This is a genomic window from Mesorhizobium sp. BHbdii (genome assembly GCF_053848045.1).
The window spans coordinates 34,818-52,302 of the sequence record NZ_JBSPKX010000012.1; the positions used below are offsets into that span (position 1 = coordinate 34,818).

Sequence of the window (17,485 nt, forward strand, 5' to 3'; positions counted from 1 at the left end):
CAGCACCGCAACAAATATTTGTTCGGGAAGAATATGTTACGAGTGACGCACTCAACTGCGATTTGCCGGTAAGTTCAACCCTCAAATTGCGCAAATGACGCTGAAAAAGTGCGCCGCGGGGAAGGGCGAACTAGCCGCGCCACGCCGTGGTCGACGGCAGCCCGATGATGGCGAGGGTGATCCGTTGGTCCCATGCTTCGCTAGCCGACCGGCGAGCCGTCAGTGGCAATTCGTTGCCGCGCCTATGTCCGGCACATGACCCAGTTCGGCTATGACGATGCGAACGAGCTCGTGATGCATCCTGAGTTTGAGCAAGGACAGGCGATAGGCGTGAAGCAGTTCCTCGCCGTTTTCCGTGGCGCCAGACCGAGTTGTCTGGAGCTTGTCGAACAGCGATTGGGCGAGGCTGACGCGTCGCCGGTTCTCGCGAACCACATCCTCCGCGACTCGCGCAAGTTCCTCCATGGTCAATTCGGAGAGAAGGGCTGAGATGGCGTCGGTCAGGCCGTTGGAAGGTTGATCAATCGGATGACGGTTGGACATGGGCGACCCGCGGCTTGGGCCGCGGTGCGCCCCCACGACAAAAGATCTCGACCCCAAGCCGGGGGTTGGAAAACCGTCACAGACGGTCCCTGCGACCTTTAGCACCGAGGCACCTGGACATACGTCACAGGCCCCCGGCCGTAGCCGAAGGATCCTCGGTGCCGTGACGGCCGGCACCAAACCGCTGTGAAGGGGTTTCCAAGCCCCGAGGCGGCGCGTACCGCCCCGGGACTTCTATATTTGATCAAGCGATTCTTCGCCAGTCATTGGAGCCGATAGCGGGCTCTTTCGGATCAGGCGGCGCTTCTTCGGCGCATCGATCCGTCGGCATCAACGGGCAATTTCCCGAGAACGGTTGTTGGCAGGCCGCCAATTGTTCCGAGCCGGGCGCGCAACTGATCCGTCATTTCGAACAGCCCGGCGTAGGTCATGGTCTTGCCGATGCGGGTCGGCGTTCCGATGACGTCGAACGGGCAGTCTACCGCTCGAAAGATCCGGGCCATGCGGGCGTCGAACACCGAAACAATCGTCCCGATACCAGCGGACTGGCACACCTCAACGATCCCGCACAGCAGTTCCAAGGTTGTCCTGTTGACCATGTGGTTGGCCTCGGCGCGTTGCACGCCTCTAAGAATGTTCGGATTGATGGCAAAGCGCGAACTTTCCCAGATCAGCGGGCTTTCCGGCGCCCCCTCCGGCACAAGCATTGAAAAGACGTCGCGCAGCATGTTAGGCCCCGTTGTCGGCAGAAGCCGCACGGCGCCCTGAAGTGCGCCTGTGTCGTCGTCGAGCGATAGGAGATAGAGAACGTCTTCGTCGTCGAACCGGTCGCGTTCGCGCCCGTTAGCGACGTCGACCTCCCATTCGAGCCTTCCGGAAAAGACATCGGCGCGCATGCGGAACATTGCGTCCATCAGCTCCGGGTACCGCTCCTGGTCTGCACTTTCGATAGTTACGATCATGGCTGCGATCCTCGCGTTTGTTTGGAACGCGACGGGACTTAGCCATGGGTGGAGGTACCGGTTATCCGGCTGATCGGCCGGATTTACAGCGGCAACCCGAACAGGTCGGACTTGATGGCTTTGGCGACGGCGTGGGTGTTGCCCGTGGCCTGGAGCTTGTAGCGAGCGCTTTCCAGATAGCAGCGAACCGTATGTTCGGAGAGGCCGAGGATCATCGCACATTCCCAGGCCGTCTTTCCCTCGGAGACCCATTCCAGGCATTCGCGCTCGCGTGGCGACAGAGTCGGGAGCGCGTCCGCCTGCCCGGCAATGCTTCGTGCAAATGCGTCGCGAGCAGCTGGAAATCACGCATTAAGTGGCGTTTTTCCCGGGCCCATTCACGCTTCGGAAGATCCGAGGTGATCGAGAGCAACGCACGGTCGCCCTGGCGGCCATGGACGGGGATCGACAGGCCCCGCTTGCCGAGGCCGAACTCGCCGGCCTCTCCGAAGAAGGTTCTGAGTCTGATGCCTTGTCTGTCGACATCTTCCCAGTCGAGCGGCAGGATCCGGCGCAGACCCAGCTGGACAACCGGATCGATCTCAACATAGCGCTGCCGTTTGTAATGGTCGACCCAGGCGGCCGAATAGGTCACGGCGAGGTAGGGCTCGGCGCCCCTTTCAGGTTTCAGGCCCGCGCCGAGATAGGCGACGGACTTGAGGTCATATTGGTCACGAATGCGCGCGGCGACGCGATCGATCTGTTTCTCCTCTCTGAGTTCGGGAAGATCGGTCAGGATGTCGAACAGAGGTGTCGCGCGCACGGTTTTCACAATCCAAATTCCTCTCCGACAGGCGTCGTGAAGCGGGTGGGTCTCGGGCCAACGAAAACGATAGTACTGCCGGCGGGGAGGACGCCGGCAGGGCAGGCGGCGCCAAAGTCCGGGCGCCGCATGGCTTCCGGACAGCGCCGGTGATGGTTCTAAGGCATTGCTATCGCTGTAGACGATGTATCCAATGCCACCTTTATTTGAGTTCATTCACGATATTCATGGCACATCTGATTCTATACTTGCAAGCGGCGGCGGTGTAGAAACGTCGTCCGCTCTGCGAAGTAGAAATGTCGCATCGGACGCTTCAAAGGGCAGGGCGGGCGGCAAGTAAGAAATGCGACAGTGACGCGCTTCCGGGCTCCGACGTAAGCGCCCGATCGGGCGTAAGCTGGCCGGGGTTGCGCAGCCCGATCGGGTGTGATCCAGCCTGACTCCCTGGCTTTAGCTTTGAAAGCCGCTTCACTCGGCAGCGGCCAACTTTGCCAGTGCCTGTTCTCGCTGCGCCCGTACTGCATCTCCGTCTTTCTGGGCGATCAGCGCGACGACGCTGACATCGGCAAGCACTCGGGAAGCTCGTCAAGGAGAGCATAAACGAAGCGGGCTACAGTGGAGCGTCCGACAGCTCGGCTCTGCGAATGGATATTGCGGACAATGTTGTCATTCCCTGTTTTTTAATCCCAGATCGGGCGCGCCTCGTGTATTCGACGGTTCGTCACGCTGCACTGCTTTGCCAGGCTCCTAACGTTGCCGCGGCGCAGCGGAAATATTGGGTATCGATGGACGGATTTCCCGGTTATGAAGGAAACTGGCCAGATGACGCGGGTCCTCGATCGACGAGGGATCGGTGTCTCTCGACAGCCATTTTCTGGCGCGCCGGTTGGTGTTTTCAACCGCGCTTTTCTGCCATGGCGCCTGTGGGTCGCAAAACCAAGTCTAGACGCCTCACCTGTCGCTAGCTGAGGCGCGACATCGTCGCCGTCTGGTTGGGGCCCGCTCACGAGTGAACTCAGTAGCCGTTGATCCGCGCGTAGCGGTCACGGTGGAACGCCTGGTTGCCGAAGGCGGCCTCGGCGGCCCGGGCACGCTTCAGGTAAAAGCCGGCGTCGTGGGCGTCAGTCATGCCGATGCCGCCATGCATCTGGACCATCTCGTTCGACACCAGGTGGAAGGTATCGCCCATCTTGGCCTTGGCCAGGCTAACCAGCTCGGCCACGTTCGGCGCGTCGTTGTCGATGGCAGTGAGCGCCGCTTCGACCGCCGAGCGGGAAAGCTCCAGGTCCATGAACATCTTGGCCGCCCGGTGCTGCAGCGCCTGGAACGAGCCGATCACCTGGCCGAACTGCACGCGGGTCTTCAAGTAGTCGAGGGTGACCTCGAAGCCTTGGGTCGCCGCGCCCAGAATCTCGGCCGCCATGCCCGCGCGGGCGCGATCCAACACCTTCCCGACGAGATCCGCACCGCCCTCGAGAGGCTCGACGGCCGCGCCGTTGAACTCGATATTGGCCGCCCCGCGGCTGTCGGCGAGCTGCAGGCGAATGCGTTTCACGCCCGCATCGTCCGCCCTCACCAGATAGAGGCCATTCCCCTCGTCGCCCGGGGCCAGGACAACCAGCAGGTTCGCCGCCATACCCTCCAGCACGAAGGTCTTCTTGCCGGTCAGCTTGCCTCCGCAGACCTTGGCCTCGACCTCGTCCGGCCGGTGGTGCGGACCCTCGTCCACGGCCAGCGTCGCCACCACCGAGCCGTCGGCAATCTTCGGCAGCCATCTCTGCTTCTGGGGTTCCGAGCCGCCCAGCACCAGCGCGCTGGCGGCCGCCAGGCCCGAGGCCAGCAGCGGCGAGGCGGTGAGCGTGCGGCCGGTCTCCTCCAGAATCAGGCCCATCGAGAGGTAGCCGAAGTTGGAGCCGCCGTACTCCTCCGGGATGATCACCCCGGCCCAGCCCATCTCGGCTATCTCGTTCCAGGCAGCGTTGTCGTAGCCCAGCTCGACGCCGCTATCGCGCATCTTGCGGAAGGCGGTCACGGGGCTCTTCTCCTGCACCCAGGAGCGCGCCGCGTCGCGGAGCATGGATTGTTCTTGGCTAAGGACGGCCATTTGTCTCTTCTCCCGCGAGATGTTTGTTCAACGCCGAATGGTGTCCGGCAGCCCCAGAATCCGTTTCGCCACAATGTTGTTTTGGATTTCCTGGCTTCCGCCATAGATCGTTGTGGCCTTGGTTGCCAGCCAGGCGCGAACAGCGGCAAGTTCGTCTTTGTCGAACTCCTCACCGGCCCATCCCACGCCCTGATGTCCGAGAATCTCGATCAGCAACTCCGCGCGTTCCTGGCCAATCCAGGTGGATGAATTCTTCATGATCGACGGCGCGACGGAAGGGTTGGCTGTACCCTGCGATTCGGCCGCGGCGCGAGCTACCGTCAGCACGTGCGCGCGTTGGTCGATCTCATGTCGAACAATTCTTGCCCGTAGATCCGGATCGGCAAGGTGGCCCTTTTCATCCACCCCCACATACCTCCTCGCTATCTCGACGAGTGAGGGTCCGTTGGCGCCGGCCATCCTGGCGCCGCCCTGGCTGTGGCGCTCATGCTCGAGAAGGCGCTTGCCGATAGCCCACCCGCCATTGAGTGGGCCGACTATGTCATCCCTCTCGACTCTCGCCTCCGTGAAGAAGATCTCACAGAACGGTGAGGCCCCGCTGATCAACTTGATCGGTCGCACTTCCACGGGCGGTTGGTGCATGTTGATGAGCGCGAAGCTTATTCCCTCGTGCTTCTTTGTCCGGTCGGTGCGGACAAGGCAGAAGCACCAGTCTGAGTACTGTGCGCCGCTCGTCCAGACCTTCTGGCCGGTGACCTTCCAGTGGTCGCCCGCGTCCTCACACCTGGTCTGCAGACTGGCCAGGTCGGACCCTGCGCCCGGTTCGGAGTAGCCCTGGCACCAGCGGATTTCCCCCCGACAGATAGGTGGGAGGTGCCGCTGCTTCTGTGCTTCTGTGCCAAACTCCAGCAGCGTGGGACCCAACATTGAGACGCCCATCCCACCGATCGGATTGACGGCGCCCACGAGAGCCATCTCCTCCTGCAGAACCTGGGCTTGGGCGCGTGAAAGCCCGCCCCCTCCGTACTCCTTGGGCCACGTGGGCGTGCCCCAGCCCTTCGCCCCCATTCTCTCCGTCCACATCACCTGATCCGGAGAGGCGTCATCTGATGCATCCTCCGCGCCGAAGACAGCCTGCGGAGCATTCGCAAGGCGCGCGGGGAAATTTGCCTGCAACCACGCTTTGACCTCGGTGCGAAAAGTTGCGAGCTCTGCGCATCCAGCATCGGCCATGATAGTTCTCCTCGGTACTTGCGGGTTCTCGTCAGCGCGTTCAGATTTGCCGCGCGCGACCACCCCAGAACGGGGCCCGAACCTTGTTTCGTTGGATCTTGCCGGCTTCCGATCGCGGCAGCTCGGTAACGAAGTGGACGCTACGCGGCGCTTTGAAAGCAGCCAAGCGCTCGCGCGCGAAGCGCAGGATGTCGTCAGCCAGCAAATCGGATGGCTGGTAGCCGGCCTCCAGTTGGATCACCGCCTTGACCTCCTCGCCCCACTCCTCATGCGGGACGCCGACGGTAGCGCAGTCCGCCACTGCCTGGTGTTTGATGAGTTCGTTGTCGATCTCTTGCGGGTGGATGTTCACGCCGCCGGAGATGATGGTCTCAGCGTTCCGTCCGGTGAGAAAGAGATAGCCGTCCTCGTCGAAGTAGCCGATATCGCCCAGAGTGAAATAGTCGCCGAGTCGCGAAGCAGCAGTCTTGTTTTCGTCCTTGTAATAGGTGAATCCGCCGTCAGGCGGGACTTGGTGGTAGATTGTGCCGGCAACGTTTGGAGGGCATTCGGCACCATTCTCATCAACGACCTTGGAGCCTAAGAGCTCTGGACGCTTGCCCACTGACCCGGGTTTCTTCAGCCATTCGTGGCTGTCGATCCAAAAGCCAGCCCCGCCCTCCGAACCGGCATAGTACTCGAGCAGTACCGGTCCGAACCACTCGATGACGGCACGTTTCACCTCCACGGGGCACGGTGCGGCGCCGTGTACCACGGTCGTCAGCGAACTGATGTCGTATTTCGCCTTGACCTCCGCTGGCAGGGCGAGAAGCCTCTGGAACATGGTCGGGACCATATGCACATGCGTTACCCGTCGGGCAGCAATTGTCTGCAAGACCTGCTCGGTGTCCCACTTGTCGCGAAACACCAATGTCGCGCCGGCGCGCAGGGCGGCCTGGACGTCTACGTTCAGCGGGCCGGCATGGTACGCGGGTCCGACGCAAAGCTGCACCGAGTTCTCGTCGTAGCGGCGGGCGGTCAGCGTGGCTCGTGGAATGACCAAAGGTGGACGCAGGACCCCCTTCGGCCGGCCCGTCGTGCCCGAGGTGTAAAGCATAGTAGCGCCTGGTGATGGATCGGCGATGTCGGAGCCCTCGATGCCCACCAAAGTCGTGTCGAAGCTCATGAAGCCGTCGATGTCGCCGCCGATGGCGAGCCGCAAGACCAGGCCGGGTGCTTGAGCCGCCGCGGACGAGACGGAGGTGATCCGCGCCTCAGCGAAAATCGCCTTCGCTTCACAATCGTTCAGGAGGTATGCAATCTCCTCGGCCGTCAGGTGCCAGTTGACTGGCGTGAGCCGGAAGCCCCCGCGCAGACAGGCGGCCAGCACCTCCACGAACTCGCTTCGGTTGGAGCAGATCAACGCGACCGGATCGCCCGACCGAAGACCGGCATCTCGCAGCAGGCGTACGATCTGGTTGGCCCTTCGGTTGATCTCCAAAAACGTGTGGATGCCGCCCTGCGGATCAATCACGGCTGGCTTGGACGGCTGCACGTCGGCCCATACGGACAAAGTCATGCCGACAGTCGCCGCGGACTCGGCCCACTCCAAGACGCTGTCGCGTTCCGTTACTACTTGCATCGCCCCTCCAGGCGCTCCCCGAGCTCGATCGCTTTAGAATTTCGGCGCTTGTCTGTCCGCGACACGCGCGCGTGCCCACGCGTGGCCGCTGAAACCGAATGAAGGCTTTGCGGCCATCACCCGCGCGGCCGGGCTCGCCCTATGCCGCCTCGCGTCCAGTAGGGGCGTTGTTGGCCGCGCACTCCCAGATTCGTTCTCCTTCGACATAAGTGCCGAGGACCTTCAGATCCAGCACCTGCTCGGGATCGACGGTGCGCGGATTTCTGTCGAGGAGCACAAAATCCGCGTACTTCCCAATCTCGATGCTCCCGATGTCCTTGTCCTTCCTGAGGTGGAAGGCGGCATCGATTGTCACGGAGCGTAGCGCCGAATCCATATCCATGATCTGATCTGGACCGATGACGTTTCCGGCGCGGCTTCGACGGGTGGTGGCGAGATGGAGGCAAAGCAGTGCGTGCGGCCAGGTCATTGGCGCATCGCAATGAAGGGAGCTCCGCATCCCCTTTTGGACGGCGCTCCCGGCCGGCACAAACCTGGCAGCCGCTTCCGGTCCGAGAAGCGCGTCCCGCAGGGGTTCGCCCCAATAATACAGGTAGGGCAAGAAGAAGCTGCACACGACCCCAAGCTCATTACAGCGATCGATCTGGTCTTCGCGCAACGTTCCGCAATGCTCGAGCCGGAATGGACGTTTCGCTTCAGGAAACTCATTCAGCGCAATTTCGTACGCATCGAGGACCGCGTCGATCGTGCGATCACCATGCGTATGGACCGCCATCTGATGGCCGAGGGCCGCGTAAGCTCGAATGATCCGCTGCAGATCTTCCGGCTTGTAGTTCATGTGCCCGACGTTGTCGCGCGGAAGACCCATACTGGTAAGGGTGATTTCGTTATTGAGATATGGCTTGGTCAGCCACACGTTCCCCATCAGGACGGAGCCATCACCCCACATCTTGATGCCCGCCATCGCAAAGCGATCGTTGCCGCCCTCGAACGGAATGGTCTCGACCCCTTCAGGCACAGCTCTCTGATAGCAGAACACCCGGATGGGCATCTGCTCGCGCTCCAGCGTCTTTTGGTAGAAGACGCTGATCATCGGCGTCAGTCCCATCTCGGCGCTAGTTGTGTACCCCGCCCTTGAGAACTTTGTCAGCCAGTCGCGCAAGGAGTCGACACCCCGCTGCTCACCACAGAGTGCGTAGAAACTCTCGATGATGTATTCGCGCGAGCGCTCCTCAAACTTCCAAGGTTCACCGTTCTCGTCAAAGCGAACATTGCCGCCAGGCACGACGGGAGTATCTCGGGTGATGTTGAGCGCCTTAAGCGCCGCCGTGTTGAGGTATATTCCGTGCATGTTCGACACCTGCACGGCGACTGGAATCGTGGGCGAGAGTTCGTCGAGCTCTGCCTTGCTAGGCTCCCTCGCGCCCTTGTGGAGCTGGGGGTCAAGCCCTAGAAACCAGAGGAATTCGCCCTCCTTGGCCTTGCTTACGCGCCTTCTGATCTTCGCGAGGGCCGCCTCGTAAGTCGGCGTGTGGACCGATCGAATATCGACCACAGGATCGCCCCAGCATAGTGCACTTAGGAGAGGATGACCATGGGCTTCTACGAACCCGGGAAGCATCGCGCGGCCGGCGAGGTCCACCATCGTGGTTTCCGGACCACGATGGCTGCTTACGGTCCCCAGTGATCCTACGGCCACTATCCTCCCATTCGAGGTTGCGACGGCTTCGACCTCCATTCGGTCGCGGTCCATCGTGACAATCGGTCCGCCGTGAAAGATCGTGTTTGCGCTCATCTGCGCGCCTCCTGCTTGCATCGGGCGTCAAGCGCCGTGGATTGCCGTTCGAAGATTTCCGTAAGCGTGTCGGTCGGCAGCTCGCCGCGCTTACCGATGAAGACGAGCTCGCTCTTCCGCTCATCCCAGGGTGACGGGCGCAGATCGATCGTCGAGCGCTTGCCGATCAGCTGGAAAACGCCGCACTCCTTCGGGAAGTCCGAAAACCGAACGATGCCCTTTGCCCGCAAGATTGAGGCAGGAAGGGCCTTCACGATACGGGCAAAGTTCGCGCGGTCTCCGACATCGCCCGACCAAGACCAGCTCTCAAATGTTCCGGAGTGCTCAGGAGCCAAGCCGATGCCGCGGCAGGCGGCGCAGGCTCTATCGCGGCAAGGCGTTTCCGCCTCGCTGCACCGAAAGATCGTCTTGCGACTTGGCAAAGGCTGGCAGGCCCCATCCAGGTCGTCATCGCCGGGCAACATGAACCCCGGAAGCACGGCGTTCCGCGTGGGTATAATTCTCATGAGGGGCAATGCGCCGCGGAGCGTCGCGACGACTTCGTCGAGGACCGCGGAGGTCACCAAGTCGGTCTTGTTGAGCAGCACATAGTCTGCGACGGCGGCTTGATCGATGGCCAGCTCGGTATTTTCGAAGTCGAGGTCGGGAAAATTCTCGGCATCGACAACGCAAATCGTGCGATCGACCCTCAGCTGGCCGGATACGGCCGGCTGCATAAATGCTTCCGCGACGGCCATTGGATTGGATACGCCGCTCGTCTCGAGCAAAACCCCGTCGAACCGCGTCTTAGAAGATGCGATCGATAGAATTGCGCCCAAGAGGTCATCTTTGATGCTGCAGCACACGCATCCATTCGTCAGAGAAATGATGGTGTCGCTCTGGGATGCGACGAGCCTCACATCGATGTTGAGCGCGGCAAAGTCGTTGACGAGTACAGCGAGCTTTTGCGGGGTCTCGCGCAGGATGTTATTCAAGAGCGTCGTCTTCCCGGCGCCGAGGAAACCAGAAACGATCGTGACTGGAAGTTGTTGGTGTTGGGCCAAATTCATCTGTCAACGTAAATTTTTGTCAGATGACCATCGGCGTATCGCGCACGTGGCCCGCAATCCGAGCGCGGGCCGCGTGAATCTCGCCGATTCCGATCATCCGACGACTTCCTTACCAATCGGTGCAAGACCAAGTGCGCTGGCCATCGCATCGCGGCGTTGGGTATCACCCAGCAAGTCCAGTGAGTGCCACGCCGTGGCTGGGATGCTAGCCAGAACGGGCAGGCCCAAACGCGCGCTGATCCGGACGAGATCGGTCTGCGTGATCGAAACGGCAGCACAGGACACGAACAGCGCGTCGATCTGGTCAGACCGCGCCAAAAGGCGCTTGAGCTCGGATTCGATCCGGTCCATTGGAATGCGGGAGATGTCATCGTCGCTCTTGATGTTCAAGGCAGCATTGAGCGAATAGCTCTGCACCACCTCGATCCCATGGGCGGCGAAATAGGGTGTGAACGCGTTGTGCAGCTTCGGACCATAGGGGCTAAGAAGCGCAATCCGCCGAAGGCCGTAGCGCTGCATCATGGCCACGCTGGCGATACCGGGCGAGCTGTACTTGAGGCCGGGTCGGGCCTCCGACAGCTGCCGGACAAGCACGTCGTTGCCGAGCGCCATTGTCGCCGAGGTGCAGGTGAAGACAATAATGTCAACAAGATCGCCTGGCGGCAAGGTGTCCGTGACGGTCTTCCAGTCGGGAATTGGGATGAACCCCCCCTCCCGGTGGTTCTGTAGATCGTAGGAAACGCGGGTTGTGAAGATCCGGGCGTCTGCACTTTTCATCTCAGACTTGTATGCGCCCTCGGCAACCGGGTCGGTTGACAGGACGATCATTCCGATTCCCTGCATGGGTCTCTCCCTTTCGTTGCGGCTCAGTCGATGCGAATCAGTTCGCGCGGCGTGTTTGACAGCGCCTCGCTGCCAGTCTGCGTGACGACGAAGGTTTCGCTTAGGACGTAGCCGAAATCCTCGTCGGTCCAGTTGCCCAGCATCAGGTGGAAGGTCATGTTGGGCTGCATGACGGTCGGATCGCCGGTTTTCAGGCTTGCAGTCGGTTCGAGCCAGTCGATCCCGATGGCGTAGCCGCAGCGGGAATCCTTCTCGAACCCGTGCTTGCGTATTGTCGAGTAGAAGGCGTCCGCCACCTCGCCGCAGGTCACGCCCGGCTTGGCCGTCGCTAGGCGTCGCCTCGAGTCCCTCGCGTTCCCCCTCGTGTACCCGGAGCAACCGGTCCGACGGCTTGCCAAGTATAAAGGTCCGCATCAGGGCCGACACGTAGCCATGACGCACGCCTCCTAGTTCTACGTTCACCTGCGATCCGGTCCTGAGCGTGTCTTGTGCCCATCTGACATGTGGCGTGGAATGGCGCAGAGGAAGAAACTCGCGACATCAGTATCAGGGATACCCTTGGCACCTTGCACGAGAGTGCGGATGATCTCGCCTGCAGCATGAGCTTCGGTCACGCCGGGAGCGATGACCTCTCCGGCGACCTTCATTGCTGCGTCGCTGATGGCCGCAGCTTCGCGCATTATGGCGATCTCGGCATCCGTCTTGATGAGCCGCAGCCATGTCACGACGTTAGAGAAATCGGCAACATCGGCTTTGGGCAGACTGATGCGGAATTTCTCGGTTGCCTCATAAGGCAGGAACCTCTTCTCCAGCGCGACTCTCCCCGTGGCCAGGCCAGCATCGTGCAAGAACGCGATCACCGCATCGAACCCGTCCTTGTCGGGGTTGCCGACCAGATTCTCGGAATAGCCGATAACGTTGTCATTGCCGATGGCCGCCGGGGCGTCCTGCCGCCGCGTCAGAAACGACGGCTCCTCCTTGCCGAGCGCAATGACAAGACCCTGCGGAACGTAGCCGGATTTGGCCGTGCAACCCGTCAGGTAGGTAATGTTAGACGGCACAGTAACGATTACCGTGTCGATGCCGCGTTCTTTCATCTTCGCCTTTACCGCCCTCAGTCGAACGAAGTATTCGTCAGTGGAGAATGCGAGGTAGCCCCTTTTTATAGGCATCATGATTTTCCCTTGGGTGCCGTGACGGCTCCCGGCAGTTGTTTTTAGGCCGCCGTCGCGCAATGTGGAGGCCGCCACTGTCATTTGCGAAACATTAGCTCAGCCAGCTGGACGCATTGCATCGAAGTTGCGGATTTCGCGTCCAGAAGCGGCGTGCCGCGGCTCCTATCTGCACGAATTCGGCCAGAATTTCGGAGATGCCAGAATCTCGGGGATGGTGTACGTGCGCCGTACGGTCGGCCTTGTCTGATTCACTGCTGCTGGTGATTTGCCAGGAGGGGATGATGACGAGGAGACTGAGCGGCGATCTTCGCGGTCGGGTGATTGCCGCAATTGAAGGTGGGGTTTCAACGCGGGAGGCGGCGTGTCGCTTCTCGATCGGGATCTCGACGGCCGGGGCCTGGTATCGGCGCTATCGCGAGACCGGCGAGACGGACGCGCGAGCAGGGTCAGCCGTCGCGCTCGAAGCTCGACGCGCACGAAGCCTTCATTCGCGGCCTCATCAATGAGGCGCCGGACGTCACCCTTGCCGAGATCGGGGAGCGCCTTGCTGCCGAGCGTGGCGTGCAGGCTGCGCCGTCGACGGTCTGGCTGTTCCTCGATCGGCGCGGCATCACGTTCAAAAACGTATGGCCCTCCCCGTTGGCAAGTCGGTTGCGTCAGGCTTTGTTCGGTCGTGCACAAACGCATCCGGCGTAGCGGCACGTTGGCCCTCGCCATGATGGAGATCCGCGCGTCCTGGTCCTCATAAAACTTCCCGGCATCGAAGTGCCGTTTTTTGAACCAGGTTTCCAGGTACGCGGGTGTTCGACCCTTCCGGCCATCAGCCTCCTTCCGCCAACCTCACATAGCTCCGGCGATCCCGGAACCGATTCCTTCGACTAGGCAGCTCCGCTCACGCCGTGATCGTCGCACCCATTTCTGGATCGAAGCGTACGCCGCGCCGTAGCGTTGCCCAGGCGATGCGGGCGAGCTTGGCGGCGAGCGCGACAATGACGACGTTGCGGTGCGCTCGAGACAGAAGACCTCGAAGCCACGCGCCCAACGGTGTCGCCTATTTGGAGAGGTTCGGCAGCGCCGCACGTGCGCCGTGGATCAGCAGCTGTCAATGGGCGCCGAAGTTTCCGCGATTGTGGGCGTTCAATTTTCCCTAGTTCGGCGGGTTCGGATTTGGTCGGTTATCAGCCGTTTTCGTGATCGTCTGCTTTCCTTGCTGGTGGCCGACCGCGGCGTTTTGGTGCCGGCGGCGGCGTGATGAGGGCTTTTGACCGAACATGCTCGGGAACGAGATCGGCGTGCTGCCTGAGGCGGTAGCTGGCGCCCTCGATCCGGATGACGACGGCGTGATGGAGCAGCCGGTCGAGCAGTGCTGTGGCGACGACGGGGTCGCCGAACACCTCACCCCATTCAGCGAAGCCGCGGTTGGAGGTGAGGATCATGTCGCCCCTTTCGTAGCGGGCATTGACGAGTTGGAAGAAGAGGTTGCCGCCGCCCGGGTTATCGGCAGGTAGCCGATCTCATCGACGACGAGGAGTTGCGGCCGTCGCAGATAGCTGATGCGTTCCCTCAGCCTTCCGTCCCGCTCGGCCTGGGCGAGCGAGGCGACGATGTCGGCCAAGGTCGAGAAGTGGACGCTGCGACCTTGACTGCCTCGATGGCAAGCGCGGAAGCCAGGTGTGTCTTGCCGGTGCCGAACGCACCGTTCTGCGAGAGGCCGGCAGGTGAAATTCCTCCGGCCTACTCACCCCGGCCTCTCCACAAAGATGGCCCGCCTGCGTGGAAGAGCGCCGCGCGGCGAGCGCTGCCGGGCCGGCGTGCCGCATGGCCACTGGAAGACCTCGACCTTCACCGGAGCGCTGCGGCTGACGGGCATGGCGACGCCGATGCTACTCGATGGTCCGATGAACGGCGCCGCGTTCCTCGCCTATGCCGAGCAGGTCCTCGCGCCGGAACTTCGCTCCGGCGATATCGTGGTCATGGACAACCTGCCCGCTCACAAGATTAGCGGCGTGCGCGACGCCATCGAGAAGGCGGGCGCGCGGCTCCTGTTCCTGCCGCCATACTCGCCAGACTTCAACCCCATCGAGATGGCTTTCTCGAAACTCAAGGCCCTGCTCAGAAAAGCCGCCGCCAGAACAGTCGGACACCTCGAAGAACCTCGCCGGGGTGACCGTTTCTGATTCACTTCTGCGGTGATTTGCCGGGAGGAGACGGATGCGGGGACAGGCCGGGTTCTGGGACATTGATGAGCGCTACGTGCGGCTGAGCGGGGCTGGTGATCCACTGGAAAGGCTGAACGCGCTGGTTCCGTGGGAAGTTTTCCGCAAGCCACTCGCAAAGGCGCTGAAGCGCTCCGACGGCGCCAAGGGTGGCCGGCCGCCCTATGACGCTTTGCTTATGTTCAAGATCATGATTTTGCAGGCGCTCTACAACCTGTCGGACGATCAGGCCGAATTCCAGATCCAGGACCGGCCTTCCTTCATGCGGTTCCTTGGCCTGGGGCTCGGCGACAGGGTGCCGGATGCAAAGACGATCTGGCTGTTCCGCGAGCACCTTACGCAGGCCCGCGCGGTGGAGAACCTGTTCGCCCGCTTCGACAAGCACCTCACCAAGGCCGGTTATCTCGCCATGGGCGGCCAGATCGTCGACGCCACGATCGTGGCGGCGCCGAAGCAGCGCAACACCGACGCCGAGAAGGCCGACATCAAGGCGGGCAAGGTGCCGGACGCGTGGAAGGACAAGCCGGCCAAGCTGCGCCAGAAGGATCGGGATGCGCGCTGGACGGTAAAGTTCTCGAAAGCCAAGGTGGCCGAAGATGGAAAGGCGCAGCAGCGCGACATCGCCATTCCAGCCTTCGGCTACAAGAACCATGCCTCGATCGATCGCCGGCACGGCTTCATCCGCGGCTGGAACGTCACGAGCGCGTCAGCCTATGACGGGGCGCAGCTTCGCAATGTGCTCAACCGCGGAAACACCGGCTCGATGGTGTGGGCCGACACCGCCTATCGCTCGAAGACGAATGAGGCGTGGCTGGAGAAGAACGGCTACGTCTCCGACATCCACCAGACAGCCAAAGGACCGACCGATGAGCGAGGCGACATCGCGGGCCAATGGCCGGCGCTCGAAGATCCGCGCCTTTGTCGAGCACGTCTTCGCGCAACAGAAGTCCCGCATGGGCCTGTTCGTGCGCACCATCGGCATTGCGCGGGCCGGGACGAAGATCGGCATGGCCAATCTCGCCTACAATCTCATCCGCTTCGTCTGGCATCGGGGGCGAACTGCGCCCGCATGACGGCGAAGACAGCAAAACCGCCGCCGCGACGCCGAAATCGGCAACCAGCATCAGCCCCAGCGTCCGAAACCGAACCGATCGCCGCTCATAAGGCCGCGAGGACCTCAGCGCGGCCCTGGCGGTCCGGAAAACGTCGGTAGTTCGAGGTGCCCAGGTGATCTTCGCCGGCCTCACCCACGAGCCGGCGGAGCAATTGGCCTCCGCGCTGGTCGACATGACGCCCGCGGGTCTCGACTGGGTCTTTTATTCCGACAGCGGCTCCACCAGCGTCGAGGTGGCGCTGAAGATGGCGCTCGGCTTTCACCGCAACAACGGTGCGCCGCGCTCGCGCATCGTCGTCATGGAGCACAGCTATCACGGCGACACGATCGGCGCGATGAGCGTTGGCGCGCGCGGCGTCTTCAATGCCGCCTACGAGCCCCTTCTGTTCGAGGTCGACACCATCCCCTTCCCCGCCGCAGGCCACGAGCAAAAAACGCTCGATGCCTTCGAACGGCTGACGCGCGACCGCGGCGTTGCAGCGCTGATCGTCGAGCCGCTGGTGCTCGGCGCCGGAGGCATGCTCATGTATTCCGCCTCGGTTCTGGCGGAATTGAAGCGCATCGCCCAGCGCTCCGGGACGCTTCTCATCGCCGACGAAGTGATGACCGGCTGGGGCCGCACCGGCACCCCATTCGCCTGCGAGCAAGCAGGAATAGCGCCCGACATATTGTGCACCTCCAAGGGCCTGACAGGAGGCTCGTTGCCGCTTGCGGCCACACTTGCCACCGACGCGATTTTTCGTGCGCATTATTCCAAGGATCGGGCAAAAACCTTCTTCCATTCGAGCTCCTACACAGCCAATCCCATCGCCTGCGCGGCGGCGCTTGCCAATATCGGCATCTGGAACGATGAGCCGGTGGCGTCGCGCGTGGCCGCCCTGTCGCGGATGCAGGCGGAGAAGATTGCGCGGTTTAGCAAGGATCTGCGCTTCGAGAATGTGCGAGCGACCGGTACCGGGGGAAGATCACCCGCTCATACTTCAATCTGGCGATGCGGCGTTTTTGACCGCTTCGAGCCAGTCCAGTTCCTCAGTATGCAGTGGACCCTGCCGAACGATGTCTATGTTTGTTTGCACCCACTCTGGGCGTCTCATTGACACGACAATACGATCTGACTTTGGATGAAAGTGTGCATACCGAAGCATCAGATTGGCAAGCCGGGAACGTATTGCCGCTTGGTCTCCGGCGGTTAAGCGTACTGCACTCGCCACAAGCCGATCTAGCGCCCAACCACGCCCGAATGGCGAGGTTGCGAAAAACTCGATGTCGTGACTTCGACAGATGCTAAAAAGCGAAGCTGCGCCAGGCTCAACAATGTTGTGCGGCGCAACAACGCAGCGGTATGGATTGGGCGAACTCAGCCGCTCGGACGTCTCCGTCGTAGCTCTCGAAACCCATAAGCCTAGAAATCTTGCGTAGCCTTTCTCCACCCAAGACAAGGCGAGTTGCTCCTGGCGGGCATTCTCGTCCGCATCGTCGAGCTCATGTACGATCAGTCCGTCCACATAGTCTGTCCGAAGCTGCTCGAGAATGAGTTCGATGTGGTGCTCCCTGTAGTAGTCTGGCGTTCCCACGGGTTCACCTGATCGAAAGGTATCAAAGAAGTTCCAAGCCAGAATTGTGGCTTCGTTACGTCGTCCCAGAAGGGCGAGCGCTTTGCCCAGCGCGACCCGCTCTGGCTGATAAGTGGTATCGAACCAATGAACACCGTTATCGAGGCAGGCCTCCACAATGTCGCACTGCATCTCTTCCGATGGCCTAGGCTCATTACCGAGTTGCTCAATAAAGGAATGCCCCCCAAGCACCAAGGACGAAGTCTTCATGAATTGCCCTTTCTATCTGCTAATGAGATCGCATCCGCGCTGATATCCATGATGGCTTGGAGCAGCGGCTCCTTAGTTAGCCGCTATCCTGTAAACTGCCAAGGTTAATGCAACCGAGCCGCGCGATAGAGATTTTCCCTGCCCTGCGCGACAACGAGTTCGTCATCCGACTACCTCCGAAACCGGGGGCAACCCCGGTTGCGGC

At 61.5% G+C, this 17,485-nt stretch carries 13 protein-coding genes and 7 pseudogenes; 3 read left to right on the forward strand and 17 right to left on the reverse strand.

What is annotated here, in order from left to right; all coding sequences use genetic code 11:
• Positions 1-219 precede the first annotated feature (219 nt).
• The 16 genes and pseudogenes from ACWTU8_RS29925 to ACWTU8_RS30000 form a co-directional block, all read right to left on the reverse strand.
• Complete coding sequence (locus tag ACWTU8_RS29925; RefSeq protein ID WP_455850973.1) at positions 220-543, reverse strand: transcriptional repressor TraM; 324 nt, start codon at positions 541-543, stop codon at positions 220-222.
• 293 nt (positions 544-836) lie between these two features.
• Positions 837-1,505 carry an acyl-homoserine-lactone synthase gene (locus ACWTU8_RS29930; protein WP_455850974.1) on the reverse strand — a complete coding sequence of 223 codons (669 nt, stop codon included), beginning with the start codon at positions 1,503-1,505 and terminating at the stop codon, positions 837-839.
• Positions 1,506-1,588: 83 nt separating this feature from the next.
• Positions 1,589-1,816, reverse strand: coding sequence for a helix-turn-helix domain-containing protein (locus ACWTU8_RS29935; protein WP_455850985.1), 228 nt, complete (start codon positions 1,814-1,816; stop codon positions 1,589-1,591).
• The gene (locus tag ACWTU8_RS29940) at positions 1,717-2,316 is read right to left on the reverse strand and encodes an autoinducer binding domain-containing protein (RefSeq protein WP_455850975.1); all 600 of its coding nucleotides are present in this window, start codon (positions 2,314-2,316) and stop codon (positions 1,717-1,719) included. Before ACWTU8_RS29940 ends, ACWTU8_RS29935 begins: the two co-directional genes overlap by 100 nt.
• A gap of 822 nt (positions 2,317-3,138) precedes the next feature.
• A pseudogene (locus tag ACWTU8_RS29945) lies at positions 3,139-3,249 on the reverse strand (IS30 family transposase); the annotation flags it as partial.
• A 73-nt stretch (positions 3,250-3,322) separates the two neighbouring features.
• Entirely contained in the window at positions 3,323-4,411 is a 1,089-nt protein-coding gene (locus tag ACWTU8_RS29950) for an acyl-CoA dehydrogenase family protein (protein ID WP_455850976.1), read from the reverse strand.
• Between the two features lie 27 nt (positions 4,412-4,438).
• Positions 4,439-5,644 (reverse strand): acyl-CoA dehydrogenase family protein, encoded by a 1,206-nt coding sequence (locus ACWTU8_RS29955; protein ID WP_455850977.1) that lies wholly within the window; start codon positions 5,642-5,644, stop codon positions 4,439-4,441.
• Positions 5,645-5,684: 40 nt separating this feature from the next.
• Positions 5,685-7,265, reverse strand: a complete 1,581-nt coding sequence (locus ACWTU8_RS29960; RefSeq protein WP_455850978.1) for an AMP-binding protein — start codon at positions 7,263-7,265, stop codon at positions 5,685-5,687.
• A gap of 139 nt (positions 7,266-7,404) precedes the next feature.
• Positions 7,405-9,060, reverse strand: a complete 1,656-nt coding sequence (locus ACWTU8_RS29965) for an amidohydrolase (protein WP_455850979.1) — start codon at positions 9,058-9,060, stop codon at positions 7,405-7,407.
• Positions 9,057-10,109: a CobW family GTP-binding protein gene (locus ACWTU8_RS29970; protein ID WP_455850980.1), complete on the reverse strand. Its 1,053-nt coding sequence runs from the start codon at positions 10,107-10,109 to the stop codon at positions 9,057-9,059. Before ACWTU8_RS29970 ends, ACWTU8_RS29965 begins: the two co-directional genes overlap by 4 nt.
• 93 nt (positions 10,110-10,202) lie before the next feature.
• Entirely contained in the window at positions 10,203-10,952 is a 750-nt protein-coding gene (locus ACWTU8_RS29975) for an aspartate racemase/maleate isomerase family protein (protein ID WP_455850986.1), read from the reverse strand.
• 23 nt (positions 10,953-10,975) lie between these two features.
• A complete protein-coding gene (locus ACWTU8_RS29980; protein ID WP_455850987.1) occupies positions 10,976-11,350 on the reverse strand; it encodes a M24 family metallopeptidase in 375 nt (124 codons plus the stop codon).
• Positions 11,349-11,414: pseudogene (locus tag ACWTU8_RS29985) on the reverse strand (hypothetical protein); the annotation flags it as partial. The gene ACWTU8_RS29980 and the pseudogene ACWTU8_RS29985, both read right to left, overlap by 2 nt.
• Positions 11,411-12,187: an aminopeptidase P family N-terminal domain-containing protein gene (locus ACWTU8_RS29990; RefSeq protein ID WP_455850981.1), complete on the reverse strand. Its 777-nt coding sequence runs from the start codon at positions 12,185-12,187 to the stop codon at positions 11,411-11,413. The gene ACWTU8_RS29990 and the pseudogene ACWTU8_RS29985, both read right to left, overlap by 4 nt.
• Before the next feature lie 832 nt (positions 12,188-13,019).
• Positions 13,020-13,226 (reverse strand): annotated as a pseudogene (locus ACWTU8_RS29995) (IS110 family transposase); the annotation flags it as partial.
• 79 nt (positions 13,227-13,305) lie between these two features.
• A pseudogene (locus tag ACWTU8_RS30000) lies at positions 13,306-13,825 on the reverse strand (ATP-binding protein); the annotation flags it as partial.
• Between the two features lie 53 nt (positions 13,826-13,878).
• Here ACWTU8_RS30000 and ACWTU8_RS30005 point away from each other — a divergent pair.
• The 3 pseudogenes from ACWTU8_RS30005 to ACWTU8_RS30015 form a co-directional block, all read left to right on the forward strand.
• Positions 13,879-14,274 (forward strand): annotated as a pseudogene (locus tag ACWTU8_RS30005) (IS630 family transposase); the annotation flags it as partial.
• Between the two features lie 64 nt (positions 14,275-14,338).
• Positions 14,339-15,416, forward strand: a pseudogene (locus ACWTU8_RS30010) (IS5 family transposase).
• Between the two features lie 151 nt (positions 15,417-15,567).
• Positions 15,568-16,413 (forward strand): annotated as a pseudogene (locus ACWTU8_RS30015) (aminotransferase class III-fold pyridoxal phosphate-dependent enzyme); the annotation flags it as partial.
• A 24-nt stretch (positions 16,414-16,437) separates the two neighbouring features.
• Here ACWTU8_RS30015 and ACWTU8_RS30020 read toward each other — a convergent pair.
• Positions 16,438-17,280 (reverse strand): aldo/keto reductase, encoded by an 843-nt coding sequence (locus ACWTU8_RS30020; protein WP_455850982.1) that lies wholly within the window; start codon positions 17,278-17,280, stop codon positions 16,438-16,440.
• Positions 17,281-17,485: the final 205 nt, after the last annotated feature.